The organism is Angustibacter sp. McL0619, assembly GCF_049994355.1.
GTDB lineage: Bacteria > Actinomycetota > Actinomycetes > Actinomycetales > Angustibacteraceae > Angustibacter.
In genome coordinates this window covers 1,377,621-1,396,942 of the sequence record NZ_CP188257.1, presented here as the reverse complement: position 1 = coordinate 1,396,942, position 19,322 = coordinate 1,377,621, and the positions used below count along the sequence as shown (strand labels likewise).

Genomic DNA, 19,322 nt, shown 5'->3' with positions numbered 1-19,322 from the left:
CGGTCAGCCCGGCGAGTTGAGCCAGGGGTCCTTGAAGTCGTAGAACGAAGGCTCCCCGATCGTGAGCGCCTGCATCTCCTGCATCATCTCCTGCATCTGCGGCGGCATCTCCTTCTGCTCGCCCTCGCGGGCCGCCTCCTCGGAGGTGAAGTAGATGGCCATCGTCCAGGCGCCGGCGTCGTGCCCGATCGACATCGTGCCGAGGATGTCCGGCCGCAACGCCCGCATGTCGGTCGGCTCGTTGGCCATCAGCTCGCGCGCGCGATCGGGGTCGCTCGAGAGCCCCTGCATGACCTGGACGAAACCGGCCTGGTCCGGATCCCCGACCGTGTCGACCTCGACCGAGGTGCTGTTGTGGAACACCGGCTCGTCGGTGAAGAGCGCAGCCATGCCGTCCCACCACGCCGACTGCTCCGGCCGATCGCTGTTGCGCTGCGCGGCCTCCTCGGACTCGAACCGGGCCAGGGCCACCACCTGGCCGTCCTCGGTCACCCCGGACGTGCTGCCCAGCCAGCCGTCCGCCCCGGGGGCCAGCTCGCTCACCCACTTGTCGAGCTGCTCACGCACCTTCGGGGCATCCGAAACATGACCCTGGATCACCTGTACGAACATGACGGGCTCCCTTCGGCCCACCTCGCGCCACAGCGGGGTGGCAGCCAGCCACGGTACTCCCGTAGGCCCGCGCCGAGTACGCCCCAAGCACGACGATCGTGGCAACCTCGCATCGCGGGTGATGCGAGGTTGCCACGTCGGCGAATCCCCCTGCTACTCCAGGCAGATTCCGCGGTCGATCGTCGCGTGCTGCCCCTGCGTCACGCTGTTCACGATGGCCCGGTCGACGATCGTCAGGCGCACGACGTAGCCGCACGGCGCCAGCATCGGGTCGGTCAGGTCGATCGTGAAGTCGGTGCCGGACAACGGCGTCTGGGACGTCGTCGCCAGCATCGGCAGGTTGCCCGGCAGGTGCAACGGTGGCTGCGGCGGGTTGCCGCCGGGGCCGCCGAGCAGCGAGATGGACCAGTTCGAGAAGTGCAGGTCCCGCGCCACGAAGCGGGCGGCGAGCTCGGCCTTCGGCACCTTGCAAGCACCTGCGGTGTCCAGCCACAGGTCGCCTGCGTTGACAGTGTCCAGGGCGTCGATCTCGTTGCGCACCAGGTTGTCCATCTGCACCCGGGCGGTGTCGACCGTGTTGCCGTCCGAGTCCAGCTCGAGCGTGTAGTCCCACTGGTCGTTGCCGCCCGGGGTGTGCACGCCGAGGAATCCCTCCGTGTTGGTCACCCAGGTCGGCCAGGTCGCCCAGCCGGTGCCCAGCGTCGGGGTCACCGTGCCTGGGTCGCCGTTGCTGTCGGTCACCCCGAACGGCGTGTCCAGGTAGGTGAAGCCGCCGCTGGCCAGGTCGGTCGCCTTGATCCGGTACTGGTGTCCGACCAACGTCGGGTCGTTCGGACCCTGCAGCGTGACCTGCCCGGCGAACGGGCACGACGGCGGGGTCAGCGGGACGGTCGAGGTGCCGAGCGTCGCACCGACGTCGGTCAGCCCGGTCGCCAGGCTGACCTTGTTCGCGGACACGCCGCCGACAATGGTGAAGTGCGCGGTGCCGTCGTACGTCGGGCCGGGCTCGACCTGCACGTGCCGGTCGATCCTGTTGCCCCACACCGGAACCTCGTCCGCATCGGTGGTGGACGGCGGGCTGCCCCAGGACAGCACAGCACGCACCCGACTGATCCGGGGCACGTCGCAGGGACGGCGCAGAGCACCGAGGTCGACCGGTTGGATGGCCGCGTAGCAGAGGCCCCCGCCGGGGACGTCGTAGTCGTGCGCGGTGACCTGCGCGGTGCCCAGGTAGGTGTACTGGCACTCGTCGTCCCAGTCAGCCCAGAAGGCCACGTACTCGGTGCTGCCCGCGGTGCAGGGGCCGCCGGAGTAGCCGCTGCCCTTCTTGACGTTGAACGTGGCCACCAGGGAGGACAGGCCCTCGTCGAGGCCGAGGCACTCCAGCTCCTCGTAGTCCACGTTGCCCTTGGTGTCCTCGAGCTGCTTGAAGATCTCGCTCAGGTTGATCTTCGACTCGAGCGCGGCCAGGGCCGAGCTGATCAGGCTGGCCGAGCTGGCGGCGTCGGAGTCGCTGAGCGCCATGACGTGCGGGAACGCGAACCGGTGCTGCGGGACGTCGAGCTGGACGTACTGGTCGGCGAGCTCGGCCACGGTGAGCTGCGGGCCCGGGTCGGGGTCAGGATGCGGGATCGGCACCTGCTGCAGCACCTTCTGCGGCAGCAGCTGGACGACCTTGGACGGCAGCAGGTGGACGATGTCGCCGAAGAAGAAGCGGCGCGGCGCGATCTGCACGTTGCACTCATGGACGTCGCCCCAGACCGGCGGGAAGTCCGGGTCACCGGGCGTCGGCGGCAGATTCCAGGACAGGATCACCCGTACCCGCGGCAGCACTGGCGTCCCGCACCACCTGCGGTGCGGAACGTGCGCGACGCTGGCCACGTAGCTCAGCGGGTGCAGCGGGTCGCCCGGGCAGTCCTTGCCCTCGGCGAAGTCGTGCACCTTGATCGCGGCCGGGCCGGCGTCCTCCCAGCCGCTGCCGTAGTCGACGTAGAACCGCAGGTGCTCGAACGACCCGCTCGTGCAGGGACCACCGGAGTAGCCGAACGTCTGCTTGACGTCGATCGTCGCCTCGATCCGGTCCCGGCTCGGGCTGTACGAGACGCACGAGACCTGCTCGTAGGAGGTGTCCCCCTTCAAGGGCTCGACGACCTCGAACGGCAGGTCCGGGAACGTGCCGAAGTGGTTCGGGTTGGCCGTGATCAGCTGTCGGAACTGCCAGCGCGCAGGTGTGAGCACGACATGGTCCCGCTGCGCGGGCTGTCGAGGCTTCGAAGTCATCTGGATCCCCCCGGATGTGCAGCCGCCCCTCGTGAGCGGCGTCCCGTGGGCTAAGAGCGCAGGGACCTCGCCGCGGATACGCGGCAAGGGCCATGATGCTGGCCATGACCAAGCCGTTCACGTTCATGGCCGACGCGTTCGACGCGTCCAGCGCGCGAGAGCTCGGCGAGAAGGCCCGCGCCGCGGAGCAGCTGGGGATCACCACGTTCGCGCTGCCCGACCACCTCGTCGGCCAGCCGGCCCCGGTGCCGTACCTGGCCGCGGTCGCCGCGCTGACCGACCGGATCCGGATCAGTGCGTTCGTGCACAACAACGACCTGCGGCACCCGGCGGTCCTGGCGCAGGACCTGGCCACCCTGGACGCGTTGTCCGAGGGCCGGCTGGACGTGGCGATCGGGGCCGGCTGGAACGAGCCCGAGTACGCCGCGATCGGCCTGCGGTTCGACCCGATCCGGGTCCGCCAGGCCCGGTTGGCCGAGTCGGTGGCGGTCATCAAGGGGTGCTTCGGCACGGGTCCGTTCTCGTTCAGCGGCGAGCACTACACGATCACCGACTACGACGGGCAGCCCAAGCCCGTGCAGCAGCCGCACCCGCCGTTCTTCATCGGCGGCGGCGGTCGGACCACTCTGGAGCTGGCCGCGCGCGAGGCGCAGATCGTCGGGCTGGCCCCTCGGATCCGGCGCGGCGCCGTCCCGGACTTCCGGTCCTACACCTGGGAGGCGACGGCGGAGAAGATCGACTGGGTCCGGCAGGCGGCCGGTGACCGGTTCGGCGAGCTGACGTTCAACGTCTACCCCTCGTTCTGGCCGACGACGGTCACCGACGACCTGCACGGCGAGATCGAGAAGGTGCGAGCCGCCGTCCTTGAGCGTGGCGGCGTCGACCTCACCGAGCGCGAGGTGCTGGACTCCCCGCACCTGTTCATCGGCTCCCACGACCGCCTGGTCGAGAAGTTCAGCGAGCTGCGCGAGAGGCTGGGCATCTCGTCGTTCCTGGTCGGTGACCTCGACCAGCTGGCACCCGTGGTGGAGCGGCTCGCCGGCACGTAGAACCCGCCGCCCTTGCCGATCCGGTGTCGCTGGGATTGGGTTTGCCCATGAATGACAGGTGGACCGACCCCGAGCACGACCCTCGCACCTACGGCAACCCGGTGGGCGAGAAGGCGACCTACCGCGAGTACCTCGCCAACTATCGGCTGACCATCGAGCTGAAGTGCTCAGGGCTGGTGGCCGAACAGCTCGCCCGACGGTCCGTGCCGCCCAGCACCCTCAGCCTGCTCGGGTTGGTCCGGCACCTCGCCCAGGTGGAGAACAACTGGTTCCAGCGGGTGCTGCAAGGACGCACCGACGCACCGCGGCTGTACAAGCGCGAGGACGACAGGGACTGGGACTTCACCGGCGCGGCCCCGGAGCCCGCGGCGGTCGAGGAGGCCTTCGCCACCTGGAAGGCCGAGATAGGCGCGGCCAACGAGTGGCTGGACGCCCTCGACGAGGCCGACCTGGGCCGCGAGGTGTCCCTGCACGACGAGAGCGCCTCGATCCGGGACGTGCTGGTGCACGTGATCGAGGAGTACGCACGGCACGCGGGCCACGCCGACCTGCTGCGCGAGTGCATCGACGGCCGTACCGGGCAGTGAGCGAGCAGGGGCTCGGGTCGGTGACCGAGCCAGCGCAATGCCGCAGCCACGGTGCTGCCCACGTCCACCTAGTCAGTTCACGGTGACCGTGACGGTGTCCCAGCCGGTCGCGCCGTTCGGCGCCGGTGTCGCCTGCTGCCCGGTCTGGACGTCGTCCTGGCCGTCCGTGGCCCGGACCTGCAGGGTGTGCTCGCCCTTGGTCGCATCCCACTCGAAGACCCACTGCTTCCAGCTGTCCTTGGTGCCGCCCTCGCCGAGGCGGGCGGGCTGCCAGGCGCCCTCGTCCACCCGCACCTCGACCTTGTCGATGCCGCGATGCTGGGCCCAGGCGATGCCGGCCACGGCCACCTTGCCGGGGTCCACCCGGCCACCACGCGGGACGTCGATCCGAGAGCCCGTCTTGATCGGCCCCATCGGCGACCAGCCACGCGGCGTCCAGTACCCCTCGTCGCGGTCGAAGCGGGTGACCTCGAGGTCGACCACCCACTTGGTCGCCGACACGTAGCCGTACAGCCCTGGCACGACCATCCGCACCGGGAAGCCGTGCTCGACCGGCAGCGGCTGCCCGCTCATCGCGATGGCCAGCAGGGCGTCGCGGTTGTCGTCGGTGAGGGCGTCCAGCGGGGTGCCCGCGGTGAAGCCGTCGATGCTGGTGGACAGCACCATGTCGGCGTCCGCGCTGGGTACCGCCCGGGCCAGCAGCTCGCGGATCGGGTGGCCCAGCCAGACCTGGTTGCCGATCAGCTCGCCGCCCACCTCGTTCGACACGCAGGTCAGCGTGGTCATCCGCTCGATCATCGGCAGGGCGAGCAGGTCGGCGAAGCTCAGCTCGATCTCGTTGGCCACCATGCCGTGCACCCGCAGCTTCCAGTCCTGGGTGGACAGCTGCGGCACGGACAGCGCCGTGTCAATCCGGTAGAAATCGTCCGGCGGCGTGACCATCGGGCTGATCCCGGACACCTCCAGGCTGGCCAGCTCGGCGGGCGTCGGAGTAGGACCGGTCGGCGCCGGCAGCCGCAGCGCCGCACGGCTGGCCTGGACGGCGCGGCTGGCGTGCGCGATGACCTGCGAGCCGACCGCGGCCAGGACGGCAGCCCCGCCCGCGCCCACCAGCCCGCGCAGGAAGGCGCGGCGGCCGAGGCTGGCATCCAGCTGCTCACTGGGGGTCGGGTTCGACACCGCGAGCTGGGTGCGCGTCCACTGGTCCGTCAGGTACGACAGCGTGAAGAGCCCGACCACGGTACCGACGATCAGCGGCAGCAGGTCGGTGCCAGAGGCCTTCGGCCGGCTGAGGACGGCCAACCCGGCGACCGCCGCCATGGTCACCACCACGAGCAGCCCGATGAGCCGGTTGCGGGCAGCCACGATTCCAGCGACCGCTGCCACCACCGTGACCACCACGGCAATGCTGGTCAGCAGCGCGGTCTTGTCGTGCGTGCCGAACGTCGAGACCGCGAAGTCCTTGAGCCAGGGCGGGGTGCGGTCGATGAACGCCTGCCCGAGCGCCACCACCGGCGACGGTGTGCCGTGGGTGTGCCCCGTGCGCACCAGGAGCGCCGCGATGAGCTCGGCCACCGCGATGGTCAGGGCGCCGGCGACCACACCGGTCAGCGCCGGCCACCAGATGGTCGCGCTGCGTGGACGCGGCGCCGGCTGCGCGTCCAGCAGCGGGGCGCTGCCCGCCTTGCTTGTCACCCGTCAAGCATCACACGGGCCCGGGTCAAAAGAGACGGCACCTGACCATTACGAAGTGCTGACGTCCGCCACCAGCAGGTCGACCAGTCGCGGTGCGATAGCGCGCAGGGCCCGGCCGCGATGGCTGATCGCGTTCTTCTCCGCGTTGCTGAACTGCGCCAGGGTGCGTTCGGGGTCCACCTGCAGGATCGGGTCGTAGCCGAACCCGTTGTCCCCCTGCGGTTCCCGGGCCAGCACGCCGCGCACCTCGCCGTGCTCGACGTGCTCGCCGCCGGACGGCGTGACGAGTGCGACGGCGCAGACGAAGCCGGCGCCGCGGTGCTCGTCCAGCACGTCGTCGAGCTGCTCGAGAAGCAGCACCACGTTGGCGCGGTCCCGCACGCCGCGATCCGCACCGCCGGCCGGCTTGCCGGACCAGCGGGCCGAGAAGATGCCCGGCGAACCGCCCAGGATGTCGACGGCCAGCCCCGAGTCGTCCGCCAGCGCTGGCAGACCGGTGGCCGCGCACACTGCGCGAGCCTTGATCAACGCGTTCGCCGCGAACGAGTCGCCGTCCTCCACCGGCTCGCCCAGGCCGGGGAAGTCGCCGGCGCCCACCACGGCACGGTCCAGGTCGACGTCCAGCCCACGGTCGGCGAGGACGTCCGCGAGGATCTCGCGCAGCTCCGCGACCTTGTGCGGGTTGTGCGTGGCCAGCACCAGCCGGGCGCCCTGCGGTGCGCTCACTTCGGGGGCTCCAGCGCCGCCCTCTGCAGCTCGGTCAGCTCGGCGCAGCCGACGGCGGCGAGGTCCAGCAGACCGTCCAGCAGGGCGCGGTCGAACGCCTCGCCCTCCGCGGTGCCCTGCACCTCGACGTAGCGACCGTCGCCGGTCATCACGACGTTCATGTCGGTGCCGGCGGTGACGTCCTCGTCGTAGCAGAGGTCCAGCAGCGGGCGACCGCCGACGATGCCGACGCTGACGGCGGCGACCGAGCCGGTCAACGGCTTCGCAGCGGAGGCCACCAGGCCCTTGCCGCGGGCGTTCTCGATGGCGTCCGCGAGGGCCACGTAGGCCCCGGTGATGGCTGCGGTGCGGGTCCCGCCGTCGGCCTGCAGGACGTCGCAGTCAAGCACGATGGTGTTCTCTCCCAACGCCTTGGTGTCGATCACGGCCCGCAGGCTGCGACCGACCAGGCGGCTGATCTCGTGCGTGCGGCCCCCGATGCGCCCCTTGACCGACTCGCGGTCGTTGCGGGTGTTCGTCGAGCGCGGCAGCATCGCGTACTCGGCGGTGACCCAGCCCTGGCCGCTACCCTTGCGCCAGCGCGGCACGCCGGCCGTGAAGGACGCCGCGCACAGCACCCGGGTGCGGCCGAACTCCACCAGGACGCTGCCCTCGGCGTGGTCCAGCCAGCCGCGGGTGATGCTGACCGGGCGGAGCTGGTCGGGGGTGCGGCCGTCGACGCGCGCGCCGCTGTCGGTGAGATCGGGAGCCATGCCGTCCAGGCTAGAGGTCGAACGTCCGGCCCGGTGCGGCGACGTCCAGCGGTCCGTCCCAGAGCTCGCGGGCCTGCGCCACGCACACGTCCGGATCGTTCCACGGCGGCAGGTGGGTGAGCACGAGATGCTGCACGCCCTCGGCGTCCAGCACGGCTTGGGCGGCGCGCCGCCCGGACAGGTGGATCCCGTCCGCCTCGTCCCGGCCGTCCACGAACGCCGCATCGGCGAGCACCATGTTCGCGTTGTGGCACAACGGCTTCAACGAGTCGCAGCTGTCGGTGTCGCCGGTGTAGGCGAGCACCGATCTGTCGTGCTCGATCCGCAAGCCGTACGCCTCGACCGGGTGGTTGACCCGCATCGGGGTCACCGCGAACGGTCCGATCCGCACGCTCTCGCCGTCGGTCCAGGTCTGCACGTCCAGCTCGGCGGACATGCCCGGGTCCACTGGCAGGTCGTAGGCGCCGGCCAGCCGGGCCGCGGTGCCGGCCGGCCCCCAGACCGGCACCCGCGGGCGCGGCCACGGTCCGACGGGGGAGTGCTTGAGCATCACGTACAGGCCGCAGAGGTCAAGGCAGTGGTCGGCGTGCAGGTGGCTGAGCAGTACGGCGTCCACGCTCATCGGGTCGACGAACTGCTGCAACGGCCCCAGCGCGCCGCTGCCCAGGTCGAGCAGCACCCGCCAGGTACGCGGCTCGCCGTCCGCACCGGACCCGTCCGCCTCGAGCAGGTAGCAGGACGCTGCCGACGCCGGCCCCGGGAGCGAACCGGAGCAGCCCACGACAGTCAGCCTCATCGCAGATCGCCTACCAGCTGCGCCGGGGAGACCTCGGGGCCGAGGAACCGGCGTCCGAGCTCGGCGAAGGCCTGGGGGTCCCCGGTGGTCTCGAAACGGTGCCGCGGCGCGGGCAGGTCGTCCGGCCGGACCAGGTCGTGCACGACGAGCTGGCGGTAGACGTCCTTGGCGGTCTCCTCGGCGCTGCTCACCAGAGTGACCAGGTCGCCGACCACGTAGGAGATGACACCGGTGAGCAGCGGGTAGTGCGTGCAGCCGAGGATCAGCGTGTCGACGCCCGCAGCGACCACCGGGTCGAGGTACTCGTGCGCCGCGGCGAGCAGGTCCGGGCCGCTGGTGACGCCGGCCTCGACGAACTCCACGAAGCGCGGGCAGGCCTGCGAGGTGACCTTCAGGTGTGGCGCCGCGGCGAACGCGTCCTCGTAGGCGCCGGAGGTCTTGGTCGCCGTGGTGCAGATGACGCCGACGTGACCCACCCGGCTGGCTGCGGCGGCACGCCGGACCGCCGGCCGGATGACCTCGACCACGGGGACGTCGTACCGTTCGCGGGCGTCGCCGAGCACGGCCGCGCTGGCTGAGTTGCAGGCGATGACCAGCAGCTTCACGCCTTGGTCCACCAGCTGGTCCAGGCACTCGAGGGCGTACTCGCGGACCTGTGCGATGGGGCGCGGACCGTACGGCTGGCGCGCGGTGTCGCCCATGTACAGCACCGGTTCGTGCGGCAGCTGGTCGAGCACCGCACGTGCGACCGTGAGACCGCCGTAGCCGGAGTCGAAGATCCCGATGGGTGCGTCTGCCACGGCACGAGCCTACGGTCGGCGGACGCACCGACGCGCCGCTTCGCACCGTGAGCCTCGCCACGCCGTGCACCCTGATCCGCGATCGCCGGCGCCACATCTCGGCAACTACGCGTCACCCGCGACGCGAAGTTGCCGAGATGTCGAGACGGAGGACGCGACTGCACACCCTGGGCCGCACGGCACCGGCTGACCTGGCCAGCCCTTCGCCCGCAGCACGCTCGCCACCTCGTTGGCCGTCGAGCACGCGAAGCCGGCGACGGCTCGCCACCCGTAGCGGAGTGTGGCCTCGCCGGTAACGGTCGCCGCGTTGTCCCGAGCCTGGTCGCGGTGACTGCCGTCGGCCGGGTGGTAGGCCACCGACTCGAGCTCGACCCTGGTCAGCCACCGCCGGTAGCAGACGTCGCTGTACCTGTTGACGCCGGCGACGACGTGCAGCGAGTTGCGCATCCCCCGCGGCAGACCGTGAGCCCTCTCGACGTCGCGCGCGTACCGTCGCTCCAGCGCGGAGGCCACTCCTTGACGGACGTCGTCCAGCACCTGCGAGAGCAGCCGCCGGTGCCGGAGCCGGCTGCGACGGGCCGCCGCGGCCGCGATGCGCGCCGGCGTGGTCAGCCGGCGCTGACAGGCACGGGTCAGCCAGCCGACCACCGCATCCACGCCGGCCGACGCTTCGACAAGATCGAGCACGGTGTCCTCGACGCTTGACTGCGGTACGGACCCCCCTCGTTGCCGCATGGCGTTAAGGTGCAGCCGTCGGCGCACGATCAGCCCTGGACGTTTCGTCGTCCGATGCTCCCCCCGCGTGCTGACCTCGAGGACGTCCGGTTCGGTATCGAGAAGGCCCTGCAGGTGCGCGGCTGTTCGGTGGCTGGCGACCGCTCCGGGCCCGGCGTGCAGCAGCGCCGCCCAAGTTCGGCCGCGGAAGTCGACCGGACCGGTGTATGTCACGAACACACCGGGGTGCAGCGTTCGCCACTGGCCGCAGCGCACCCGGTGCTGGACCCAGCCGTGACCGAGACCGGCGTCGAGTAGCTGCTGACGGGAGACCACGCCGTGCTGGTCGTGGATCAGCTCGGCGAGATGATCGGGCAACGGGGGCACCTCACCAGCGTGCCGGTTCCGGCGTCGGCGCCGTGGCCGCCGTCCACAGCCCATCACGTCCCGCGCTCCGGCACCGGCTCCGGCACCGGCTCCGGCTCCGGCCAATCCAGCATCTCGGCAACTACGCGTCACCGGCGACGCGTAGTTGCCGAGATCGTGTGGTGGGGCTGGGCGGTGGTGGGGCTGGGCGGGGGTGGGGCTGGGGCGGGGTGAGCGATTAGTCGCGGGGCAGGGGCTCGAGGAGAGCCTCGACCAGGGACTCCTGCAGCCAGGTCAGGAAGTCGTAGATCGCCAGCAGCATGGACAGGCCCGCAGTGGCCTCGCCTCCGGACGGGTCGGCCTCACCATCGTCATCGCTCCCACCCCCGGCGTCCCGCTGCGCAACCGCCGCCTCATGGGCCAGCTCAGCGGCCGCGAGCAGCTCGAGCCGGACGTGGTCGTCGTCGACCTCCAGCCCCATCCGCGACGCGAGCACCAGCCGGACGTCGGTCAGCGCCACCACCCACGCCTGCGCCTCCGCGTCGTCCAGCACCAGGTTGCCGTCCCGCCCCAGGGTCTGCCGGGCCAGCTCGAGCCCGTCCCGCTTGCGCTGGCGCAGGCCCGCCTCGGTGTACCGGCGGAAGTCGGCCGAGGCCTGCGGGTCGTCGCGGTGCGCGTCGGGCAGCAAGCGGGCCACCGCAGGGTCCCCGGGCAGGTCCGTCGCTGTCCCGATGCCCACCAGCATCGCGAGCGGGTCGGACTCACCGTCGGGTCCGTCGTCCAGCATCTCGTGCACCTCGACGAACAGGTGCGCCAGCAGCGCCCGTTCCTGGTCGTCGAACCGCGCCCGGATGCCGCGCCGGGACCGTCGAAAGCCTCGGGACACTAGTCGTCCTTCTGCATGGTCGCCCACAGGCCGTAGCCCTGCAGGGCCTCGACGTGCCGCTCCATCCCCTCGCGGTCGCCGTGCGCGACGGCGGCGCGGCCCTTCTGGTGCACGTCCAGCATCAGCTTCTCGGCCTTGGCCCGGCTGTAGCCGAAGTAGGACTGGAAGACGTACGTCACGTAGGACATCAGGTTCACCGGGTCGTTCCACACGAGAGTGACCCACGGGCTCGCGACATCGGCTTGCTCAGCCGACCGCGGCTCGTCGAGCTCGACCGGCGACGTGACCACCCATCCACTGTAGGCACCCAGGAGCACTCGCGAGCGCGAGCGGCCCGGACAGACTGCCGTCTACGCTCGGTCGGGTGAATCTGCCGAGCACTGCTCTGCTCACCGACCAGTACGAGCTGACCATGCTGCAAGCCGCCGTGCACAGCGGGACGGCCGGGCGGCGGTGCGTCTTCGAGGTCTTCGCCCGTCGCCTGCCGGACGGACGCCGGTACGGCGTGGTGGCCGGCACCGGCCGGCTGCTGGACGCGCTCGAGGCGTTCCGGTTCGACGAGGACGAGTTGGCCGCCCTGGTCGGCGTCGTGGACGACGGCACGATCCGGGCCCTGCGCGAGTGGCGGTTCACCGGTTCGATCTGGGGCTACGCCGAGGGCGAGTGCTACTTCCCCGGTTCCCCGCTGCTGGTCGTCGAGGGGACGTTCGCCGAGGCGGTGCTGCTCGAGACCCTGGTGCTGAGCGTGCTCAACCACGACTGCGCGATCGCGGCGGCGGCCAGCCGGATGACCGCGGCCGCGGCCGGCCGGCCATGCATCGAGATGGGCTCGCGCCGCACCCACGAGCGGTCGGCGGTGGCCGCCGCGCGGGCCGCCTACGTCGCCGGCTTCGCCAGTACGAGCAACCTGGAGGCCGGACGGACCTACGCCGTGCCGACGGCCGGCACCGCGGCCCACGCGTTCACCCTGCTGCACGACGACGAGCGGGCCGCCTTCGCCGCCCAGGTCGCCGGCCTGGGCACCGGCACGACGTTGCTGGTGGACACCTACGACGTGGCCGCCGGGGTGCGCACTGCGGTCGAGGTGGCCGGTACCGGGCTGGGCGCGGTCCGGCTGGACTCCGGCGACCTGCTGCTGCTGGCCGAGCAGGTCCGCCGCCAGCTGGACGAACTCGGCGCGAGGTCCACCCGGATCCTGGTGACCAGCGACCTGGACGAGCACGCGATCGCGGCGCTGGCCGTGGCGCCGGTCGACGGGTACGGCGTGGGCACCAGCCTGGTCACCGGGTCGGGCGCCCCCACCGCCGGCCTGGTCTACAAGCTCGCGGCGCGGCAGGGCGCGGACGGCCGGCTGGTCGGCGTGGCCAAGAGCAGCGTCGACAAGGTCGGGATCGCCGGACGCAAGTGGGCGATGCGGCGCAGCAGTGCGGACGGCGTGGACGTGGCCGAGGTGATCGGGGTCGGCGGCCACCGCCCCGCTGGCACCGCGTCGATGCGGCCGCTCCTGGTCGAGCTGGTCCGGGACGGCGTCGTGGTCGGCCGCGAGCCGCTGGACGACGCGCGCAGCCGGCACCTGCGCTCCCGCTCCGCGCTGCCGGACACCGCCACGCAGCTCTCGCGTGGTGAGCCCGCGATCCCCACCACCTACCAGCAGGAGCAGCCGTGACGGCGAACCAGGAGCCCGACGTCGCCGACGCGCTGGTCGTGGTGGACGTGCAGAACGACTTCTGCGAGGGCGGTTCGCTCGCGGTCGCCGGTGGCTCGGACGTCGCGCACGCGATCGCGGAGCTGTTGCGGGAGAACACCTATCGCCTGGTCATCGCGACCCAGGACTGGCACGTGGACCCGGGCGCGCACTTCAGCGACGACCCCGACTACGTGGACACCTGGCCGCGGCACTGCACGGCGGACACGCACGGAGCAGACCTGCACGCCGCACTACCGCTCGAGCTGCTGGCGACGCGCTTCCGCAAGGGAGCCCACGCGGCCGCGTACTCCGGTTTCGAAGGGACGACGGAACGCGCCGGTGGCGGCCCGGTGGCATTGGCCGACTCGCTGCGTGAGCTAGGCGTGCGCAGCGTGGACGTCGTCGGGATCGCGACGGACCACTGCGTGCGCGCGACCGCGCTCGACGCCGTGGCCGAGGGCTTCGAGACCCGCGTGCTGCTCGGTCTCACAGCCGGCGTGGCCCGTGAGTCGACCGGGCGCGCACTGGAGGCGATGCGCGACGCCGGCGTCCGGCTAGAAGGCGAGCCGGTGCTGCGCGACTAGCGCACGACGCACTCGGACGACCCGGGCCCGCACTCAGGGCGTGATCGTTATCGGCGTCCCCGCGTACACCAGCCGCCAGTCCACCGTCGCGAACTCAGCCGAGTCGATCGTGCCCTGGGCGGTGGCCCAGTCGATCAGCAGCTGCCGGATCTCGAGCTGGCGGTTGTAGACCACCGGGGCCGTGGTGGTGTGCGGGAAGTTGCCGCCGCCGGACTGCCGGTAGTTGTTGATCGCGATGACGAACTGCTGAGCCGGGGTCACCGCGGCACCCGCGTAGGACAGCCCCACGATCCGCGACCCGACAGGCTGGCTCAGGTCGATGTCGTACGTCAGGGCAGCGTCCAGGCCGCCCATGACGTCGTAGTTGTAGTCCGGAGTGCCGCCCGGTGCCGTCGCGGTCGGCGCGTTGGTCACTGAGTCCGCGGCCACCGGCCCGGGCCCGGACTGTGCCGTGAAGTACTGCGCCGAGTACTCGAGGTAGTCGTGGATCTCGGTGCCCGTCATGGTCACCCCGAGCAGCGTGTTGTCGAAGATGTACAGCCCCGCGACGTCGCGCACCGTGACGTCACCCGCCGGGATCGCCGCCTCGCGGTTGAACGGCGCGGCGATCGACAGCACCGGCAGGTCGGCCTGGGGCGTGCCGGCCAGCGCGTCCTTGACCGTCTGCGCCTGCACCAGGTTGATGAAGTCCAGCGCCGCGACGTCCTCGTACCGAGCGGTCGCCGCCGACATCGCGGTCACGTTCTGCGCCACGACCGAGTTGACGTAGGTGCGCACCTTCTCGTGGTCGCGGGTCAGCAGGGCGACGATGGCGGCGTCCTGCTCGACCGTGTTGCTGTTCAGCACCTTGGCCACGCGGGTGACGACCTTCCAGCGGCCGTGCGTGCACTCCAGGTCGAGGTCGATGACACTGAGCCGCTTGCCCCAGAACAGCGGCTCGGTCAGGACGACCTCCTGACCGGTCTGGTCGTTGACGACCAGGCGCTGCGGAATCTCGACGTGCGCGTGCCCGACCAGGATCGCGTCGATCCCGGGCACCTGCTGGGCGACCAGCGTGGACGCGTTCTCCGGGTAGGGCAGCGCGTCACCGTACGAGGAGGAGGTGTCCGCCCCCGAGTGCGCGGCGACGAGGACGACGTCCGCGCCCATCCGGCGCAGCCGGGGCACCCAGATCTTGGCCTGCTCGACCAGGCCCGGGAAGGCGAGCCTGCCCTCGACGTTGGCCTTGTCCCAGATCGCGATGCCCGGGTTGGTCAGGCCAAGGATGGCCACCTTGACGTACTGGCCGTGGCCGACGTGAACCCTCTTGATCGCGAACGGCGGGAAGGCGGGCTGGCCGGTGCGTGCATCCACCGCGTTGGCGCCGAGCAGCGGGAACGTCAGCTGCCGCTGGAAGGTGTGCAGGATCTCGAGCCCGTAGTTGAACTCGTGGTTGCCCAGGGCCGCAGCGTCGTAGCCGATCTTGTTCATCGCCAGGGCCATCGGGTGCATGCGCCGCTTGGTGATCGGCTCGATCTTGGCGAAGTAGTACGCGAGCGGTGTGCCCTGGATGGTGTCACCGGCGTCGACCAGCAGGCAGCCCGCGCCGGCCGCCCGCGCTGCGGCCCGCTGCTGGGTGACCAGGGTCGAGATCTTGGCCAGCCCGACGTCGTTGTGCGCGGAGTCGTCGAACTCGGCGTCCTTGTAGTAGTCCCAGTTCAGACCGTTGCCGTGCAGGTCGGTGGTGCCAAGCACCGTCAGGTGGGCGGTGCGGGTCGGCTGCGGGTGGCCATGACCGCCGCCGCTCGCCTCGGCGGGATCGGCGGCCAGTCCGGACGCCGCCAGCAGCCCAGCGGCAGCACCGCCACCGAGCACGGTGCGGCGCCGGAGCGCGGCGGTGGTCTCTGGACCCGGCAGGGAACTGCTGGACGACATGGAACCTCCACGAACAGCGCGAACACGACGTATCTCATCGATTCGGTGCGACGCTACCCGAGTCGACCGACAGCGCATCCGGGCAGAACCCGACGAAACGCCCCGCATGCCGCTGGCAGCCTCGCTGCACGCATCTCGAGATGCGGACCCGCATCAAGTGCACTAGACCTTGCTGGCCGCGCGAGCCCCTGCTCGCTGGCGGGAGACCCCCGCCGTGCGGTTCGCACAACCGGGAGGTCCTAGATGCCTTTGTGGCTGATTCTCATCGCCGTCGGCGTCATCCTCGCCATCGTCGGCTTCGCTGGCGTGGGCAACATCCTGATCTGGATCGGGGTGATCATCCTCGTCATCGGCCTGATCGGAACCTTGGTGGGCCGGCGCGGCAGCCGGGTGTAGCCAGGCTCACCGCACTGGTCCGGCGGCCGTCAGGACTCCTGACGGCCGCCGGACCAGGACCACGCGTACAACCCGTCGTCACTGGCGATCGCACCCTCGCCGAGCTCAAGCGGGCGGAACGTGTCGACCATGACGGCCAGCTCGTCGAAGTAGTCCTTGCCCAGGGTGGCCTCGACGGCCCCCGGCTGCGGCCCGTGGCTGTGACCACCGGGGTGCAGGGAGATGGAGCCCTTGGCGATGCCGCTGCCCTTGCGGGCCTCGTAGTCGCCGGCGACGTAGAACATGACCTCGTCGCTGTCCACGTTGGAGTGGTAGTAGGGCACCGGCACGGCCAGCGGGTGGTAGTCCACCTTGCGCGGCACGAAGTTGCAGATCACGAAGTTCCAGCCCTCGAAGACCTGGTGCACGGGCGGTGGCTGGTGGATCCGGCCGGTGATCGGCTCGTAGTCCTCGACGTTGAACGTGTACGGGTACATGCAACCGTCCCAGCCGACCACGTCGAACGGGTGGGTGGCCTGGACGACGACGCTGCCCACGATCCCGTGCGGGCCGTTGCCGCGGTGCTTGGTGTACACCTCGACGTCCGTGCCTTCGGCCAGCAGGGGCTCGGCCGGACCGTGCAGGTCGCGCTCGCAGTACGGGCTGTGCTCGAGGAACTGGCCGTACTTGCTGAGGTAGCGCTTGGGTGGCGCGATGTGGCTGTTGCCCTCGATCGCGTAGGCCCGGACCGGCCCGTGCTCGCTCGCGTCACCCGGCACCCAGCGATGCACGGTCGCGCGCGGGATCAGCACGTAGTCGCCGGACCGGAACGGCAGCGCCCCGAACATCGTCTCGAGCACCCCCTCGCCGGACTCGATGAACACGCACTCGTCGCCGATGGCGTTGCGGTAGTAAGGGGACGTCGTGTCGCTGACCGCGTAGGAGATGCGCAGGTCGCCGTTGCCGAGCAGCAGCCGTCGACCGCGGACGATGTCGACGCCGCGCCAGGCGGCTTCCTCGCCCTCGCCGGGGAACAGCTCGTGCAGCTTGAAGTGGAAGGGCCGCAGCGGGAAGTTGGCGTGGGTCTTGAGCTCAGCCATGTCCCAGGGGCGGGAGTCGACGATCGCCGAGGGGACCTCGCGGTGGTAGAGCAGCGAGGAGTCCGAGGAGAAGCCCTCCTCCCCCATCAGCTCCTCGCAGTACAGCCGGCCGTCCGGCTGCCGGAACTGCGTGTGTCGCTTGGCCGGGATGTCGCCGACGCTGCGGTAGTGGGCCACGGGCGTCCCTTTCCCTATCCTGCTGTCCGATTATCGGACGGCATCGTCCTGTCACCCGTTACGGTGCGCTAACGTGCGAGGCATGTCAACCTCGGCGAGCTCCTGGTCGACGACCTCCCTCCCCTTCGCTGCGCTGCTGCGGCTGCTGGTGGACGACGCGGCGGTCTTCCCACCCGGGAGCTCGCCGCTGCCGGTCGCCGTCGCCGACCACCGCGAGCACCGTGCGGCCCGTTATGCCGGGTTCGTCGGCCCGCTGCTGGTACGGGCCGGCGACGCCGCAACGACCGCCGCGCTGCTGCACGCGCGCGAGGGGCTCGGCATCGCGCTCGTGGTGCGCCCGGGCGCCGACCCGGTCGTGCTGCCCACCGCCGTCGACCAGCTGCAGCGCGAGGGCCGGGCCTTGGTGCGCGGGCTGGAGCTGCCGGTGTCGGACCCGATCAGCCTGCGCCCGGCCACCGAGCTCGCCGTGCCGGTGTGGCTCGAGGTCACGCAGAGCCGGCTGGGCCACGACCTGGACGCCGTGGCCGCAGTGGGCGCGAACGCCAAGCTGCGGACCGGCGGGCTGACCGCGGCCGACGTCCCACCCTCTGCGGTGCTCGCGGACTTCATCGTCGAATGCGTCTCGCGGGCCCTACGGTTCAAGCTGACGGCGGGCCTGCATCACGCCGTACGCGCGGTCGAGCCGGCCAGCGGCCTGGACCAGCACGGCATCGCCAACGTGCTGGCCGCTACCGCGGCAGCGGTCTCGGGTGGCACTCCAGGTGAGGTTCGTGATGTGCTCGACGAACGCGACCCGGAGCAGGTGCGTGCCGGGCTGCTCGGCCTCGGCGAGGACGACGTTGACCGGCTCCGAGCGCGGTTCGTCTCGTTCGGCTGCTGCGGGGTCACCGACCCGCTGTACGAACTGGCCGACCTGCTTCACCAGGAGCTGCACGACCCGACCGACCCGACCGACCAGCACGACCCGAACGACCCGACCGACGAGAACGACCCGACCGCCTGGAGCTGACGTGAGCGCCGTCGACCTGCCGCCGGACACGCCCTACGGCCTGGACCACCTGCCGTACGGCGTGTTCTCGACCGAGGACGAGTCGCCGCGGGTGGGGGTGCGGGTCGGCGACCTGGTCCTCGACCTGGCCCCGGTCGCCGCGGCGGACGGCATCCAGTCGGCGCCGGTGTTCGCCGAGCCGAGCCTGAACGCGTTCCTGTCCTACGGCCGCGGGCACTGGACGGCCGTGCGCGAGTGGCTGGTGGACGTGCTGACCCAGGAGGCGAACGCCGACCTGGTGGCCCCGCACCTGCGCCCGGTCTCCGAGGTGCGACTGCACCTGCCCGTCGAGGTCGCCGACTACGTGGACTTCTACGCCAGCGAGCACCACGCCTCGAACGTGGGCCGGATCTTCCGTCCGGACGGCGACCCGCTCACCCCGAACTGGAAGCACCTGCCGATCGGGTACCACGGCCGGGCCGGCACCGTCGTGGTCAGCGGCACGGACGTCGTCCGGCCGCAGGGGCAGCGACGGGACAGGGGCGAGGCGTCCCCCACCTTCGGCCCGAGCACCCGGCTGGACATCGAGGCCGAGCTCGGCTTCGTCGTGGCCACGCCGACCGGACTCGGCCAGCAGGTCGGCGTCGGGGCGTTCGCGGACCACGTGTTCGGCGTGGTGCTGCTCAACGACTGGAGTGCCCGCGACCTGCAGGCGTGGGAGTACGTCCCGCTCGGCCCGTTCCTCGGCAAGTCCTTCGCGACCAGCATCTCGGCCTGGGTGACCCCGCTGCAGGCGCTGGAGGCGGCGCGAGTGCCGCTGCCAGAGCAGGACCCGGCCCCGCTGCCCTACCTGAGCGGGGACGACCTGCCCGCCTACGACCTGGATCTCGAGGTCGAGCTGAATGGCACCGTGGTCAGCCGGCCGCCGTACGCCTCGATGTACTGGTCCCCCGCGCAGATGCTCGCGCACCTGAGCGTCAACGGCGCGAGCCTACGCACCGGCGACCTGTTCGCCAGCGGAACGGTGTCCGGACCGAACCGTGAACAGGTCGGCTCGTTGCTCGAGCTCACCCTCAACGGCGCCGAGCCGGTGGCTGTGGGCGAGGGCACCCGCGCGTTCCTGCAGGACGGCGACACCGTCACGCTGCGGGCCAGCGCCACCTCGGTCGGTGGCGGCCGGATCGCCCTCGGTGAGGTCACCGGGACGATCCAGCCAGCCACGACCTGACCTGAC

The 19,322-nt window shown here is 71.3% G+C and carries 19 protein-coding genes; 7 read left to right on the top strand and 12 right to left on the bottom strand.

Translation table 11 applies throughout. From position 1 onward, the window contains the following. Positions 1-3 precede the first annotated feature (3 nt). Positions 4-612: a hypothetical protein gene (locus tag ACPPVT_RS06225; RefSeq protein WP_426566152.1), complete on the bottom strand. Its 609-nt coding sequence runs from the start codon at positions 610-612 to the stop codon at positions 4-6. Positions 613-765: 153 nt separating this feature from the next. Continuing rightward, positions 766-2,850 carry a hypothetical protein gene (locus ACPPVT_RS06220; RefSeq protein ID WP_426566151.1) on the bottom strand — a complete coding sequence of 695 codons (2,085 nt, stop codon included), beginning with the start codon at positions 2,848-2,850 and terminating at the stop codon, positions 766-768. A gap of 146 nt (positions 2,851-2,996) precedes the next feature. On the opposite strand from ACPPVT_RS06220, the gene ACPPVT_RS06215 reads away from it, so the two are divergent. Continuing rightward, positions 2,997-3,941 (top strand): TIGR03621 family F420-dependent LLM class oxidoreductase, encoded by a 945-nt coding sequence (locus tag ACPPVT_RS06215; protein WP_426566150.1) that lies wholly within the window; start codon positions 2,997-2,999, stop codon positions 3,939-3,941. Between the two features lie 47 nt (positions 3,942-3,988). Continuing rightward, a complete protein-coding gene (locus ACPPVT_RS06210) occupies positions 3,989-4,528 on the top strand; it encodes a DinB family protein (protein ID WP_426566149.1) in 540 nt (179 codons plus the stop codon). 72 nt (positions 4,529-4,600) lie between these two features. Here the strand turns inward: ACPPVT_RS06210 and ACPPVT_RS06205 are convergent, their stop codons facing one another. The 8 genes from ACPPVT_RS06205 to clpS all read right to left on the bottom strand — a co-directional run bounded on the left by ACPPVT_RS06205 (position 4,601) and on the right by clpS (position 11,553). Next, positions 4,601-6,223, bottom strand: coding sequence for a molybdopterin-dependent oxidoreductase (locus ACPPVT_RS06205; protein WP_426566148.1), 1,623 nt, complete (start codon positions 6,221-6,223; stop codon positions 4,601-4,603). A gap of 48 nt (positions 6,224-6,271) precedes the next feature. Next, positions 6,272-6,949: an RdgB/HAM1 family non-canonical purine NTP pyrophosphatase gene (gene rdgB / locus ACPPVT_RS06200; RefSeq protein WP_426566147.1), complete on the bottom strand. Its 678-nt coding sequence runs from the start codon at positions 6,947-6,949 to the stop codon at positions 6,272-6,274. Next, entirely contained in the window at positions 6,946-7,701 is a 756-nt protein-coding gene (gene rph, locus ACPPVT_RS06195; protein WP_426566146.1) for a ribonuclease PH, read from the bottom strand. The genes rdgB and rph overlap by 4 nt, the downstream gene beginning before the upstream one ends. A gap of 10 nt (positions 7,702-7,711) precedes the next feature. Further along, on the bottom strand, positions 7,712-8,497 hold the full coding sequence (locus tag ACPPVT_RS06190) for an MBL fold metallo-hydrolase (RefSeq protein ID WP_426566145.1): 786 nt from the start codon (positions 8,495-8,497) through the stop codon (positions 7,712-7,714). After that, positions 8,494-9,297: a glutamate racemase gene (gene murI, locus ACPPVT_RS06185; RefSeq protein ID WP_426566144.1), complete on the bottom strand. Its 804-nt coding sequence runs from the start codon at positions 9,295-9,297 to the stop codon at positions 8,494-8,496. Before murI ends, ACPPVT_RS06190 begins: the two co-directional genes overlap by 4 nt. Positions 9,298-9,402: 105 nt before the next feature. Beyond that, entirely contained in the window at positions 9,403-10,398 is a 996-nt protein-coding gene (locus ACPPVT_RS06180; protein ID WP_426566143.1) for a hypothetical protein, read from the bottom strand. A gap of 217 nt (positions 10,399-10,615) precedes the next feature. After that, positions 10,616-11,263 carry a DUF2017 domain-containing protein gene (locus ACPPVT_RS06175; protein ID WP_426566142.1) on the bottom strand — a complete coding sequence of 216 codons (648 nt, stop codon included), beginning with the start codon at positions 11,261-11,263 and terminating at the stop codon, positions 10,616-10,618. After that, positions 11,263-11,553: an ATP-dependent Clp protease adapter ClpS gene (clpS, locus tag ACPPVT_RS06170; RefSeq protein WP_426566141.1), complete on the bottom strand. Its 291-nt coding sequence runs from the start codon at positions 11,551-11,553 to the stop codon at positions 11,263-11,265. Before clpS ends, ACPPVT_RS06175 begins: the two co-directional genes overlap by 1 nt. Positions 11,554-11,675: 122 nt before the next feature. On the opposite strand from clpS, the gene ACPPVT_RS06165 reads away from it, so the two are divergent. Together ACPPVT_RS06165 and ACPPVT_RS06160 are read left to right on the top strand one after the other, a co-directional pair. Continuing rightward, a complete protein-coding gene (locus ACPPVT_RS06165) occupies positions 11,676-12,929 on the top strand; it encodes a nicotinate phosphoribosyltransferase (protein ID WP_426567070.1) in 1,254 nt (417 codons plus the stop codon). After that, positions 12,926-13,534 carry an isochorismatase family protein gene (locus ACPPVT_RS06160; protein WP_426566140.1) on the top strand — a complete coding sequence of 203 codons (609 nt, stop codon included), beginning with the start codon at positions 12,926-12,928 and terminating at the stop codon, positions 13,532-13,534. Before ACPPVT_RS06165 ends, ACPPVT_RS06160 begins: the two co-directional genes overlap by 4 nt. 33 nt (positions 13,535-13,567) lie before the next feature. On the opposite strand, the gene ACPPVT_RS06155 is transcribed toward ACPPVT_RS06160, so the two are convergent. Then, positions 13,568-15,448, bottom strand: coding sequence for a bifunctional metallophosphatase/5'-nucleotidase (locus ACPPVT_RS06155; protein ID WP_426566139.1), 1,881 nt, complete (start codon positions 15,446-15,448; stop codon positions 13,568-13,570). 243 nt (positions 15,449-15,691) lie between these two features. Between ACPPVT_RS06155 and ACPPVT_RS06150 the strand changes: the two genes are divergently transcribed. Beyond that, entirely contained in the window at positions 15,692-15,844 is a 153-nt protein-coding gene (locus ACPPVT_RS06150; protein WP_426566138.1) for a hypothetical protein, read from the top strand. A gap of 29 nt (positions 15,845-15,873) precedes the next feature. Here the strand turns inward: ACPPVT_RS06150 and ACPPVT_RS06145 are convergent, their stop codons facing one another. Next, complete coding sequence (locus tag ACPPVT_RS06145; RefSeq protein ID WP_426566137.1) at positions 15,874-17,100, bottom strand: homogentisate 1,2-dioxygenase; 1,227 nt, start codon at positions 17,098-17,100, stop codon at positions 15,874-15,876. Positions 17,101-17,182: 82 nt separating this feature from the next. Here ACPPVT_RS06145 and ACPPVT_RS06140 point away from each other — a divergent pair, with 82 nt between their 5' ends. Together ACPPVT_RS06140 and fahA are read left to right on the top strand one after the other, a co-directional pair. Then, on the top strand, positions 17,183-18,109 hold the full coding sequence (locus ACPPVT_RS06140; RefSeq protein ID WP_426566136.1) for a hypothetical protein: 927 nt from the start codon (positions 17,183-17,185) through the stop codon (positions 18,107-18,109). Position 18,110: 1 nt separating this feature from the next. Then, positions 18,111-19,316, top strand: a complete 1,206-nt coding sequence (gene fahA / locus ACPPVT_RS06135) for a fumarylacetoacetase (protein ID WP_426566135.1) — start codon at positions 18,111-18,113, stop codon at positions 19,314-19,316. The last annotated feature ends 6 nt before the right edge of the window (positions 19,317-19,322 follow it).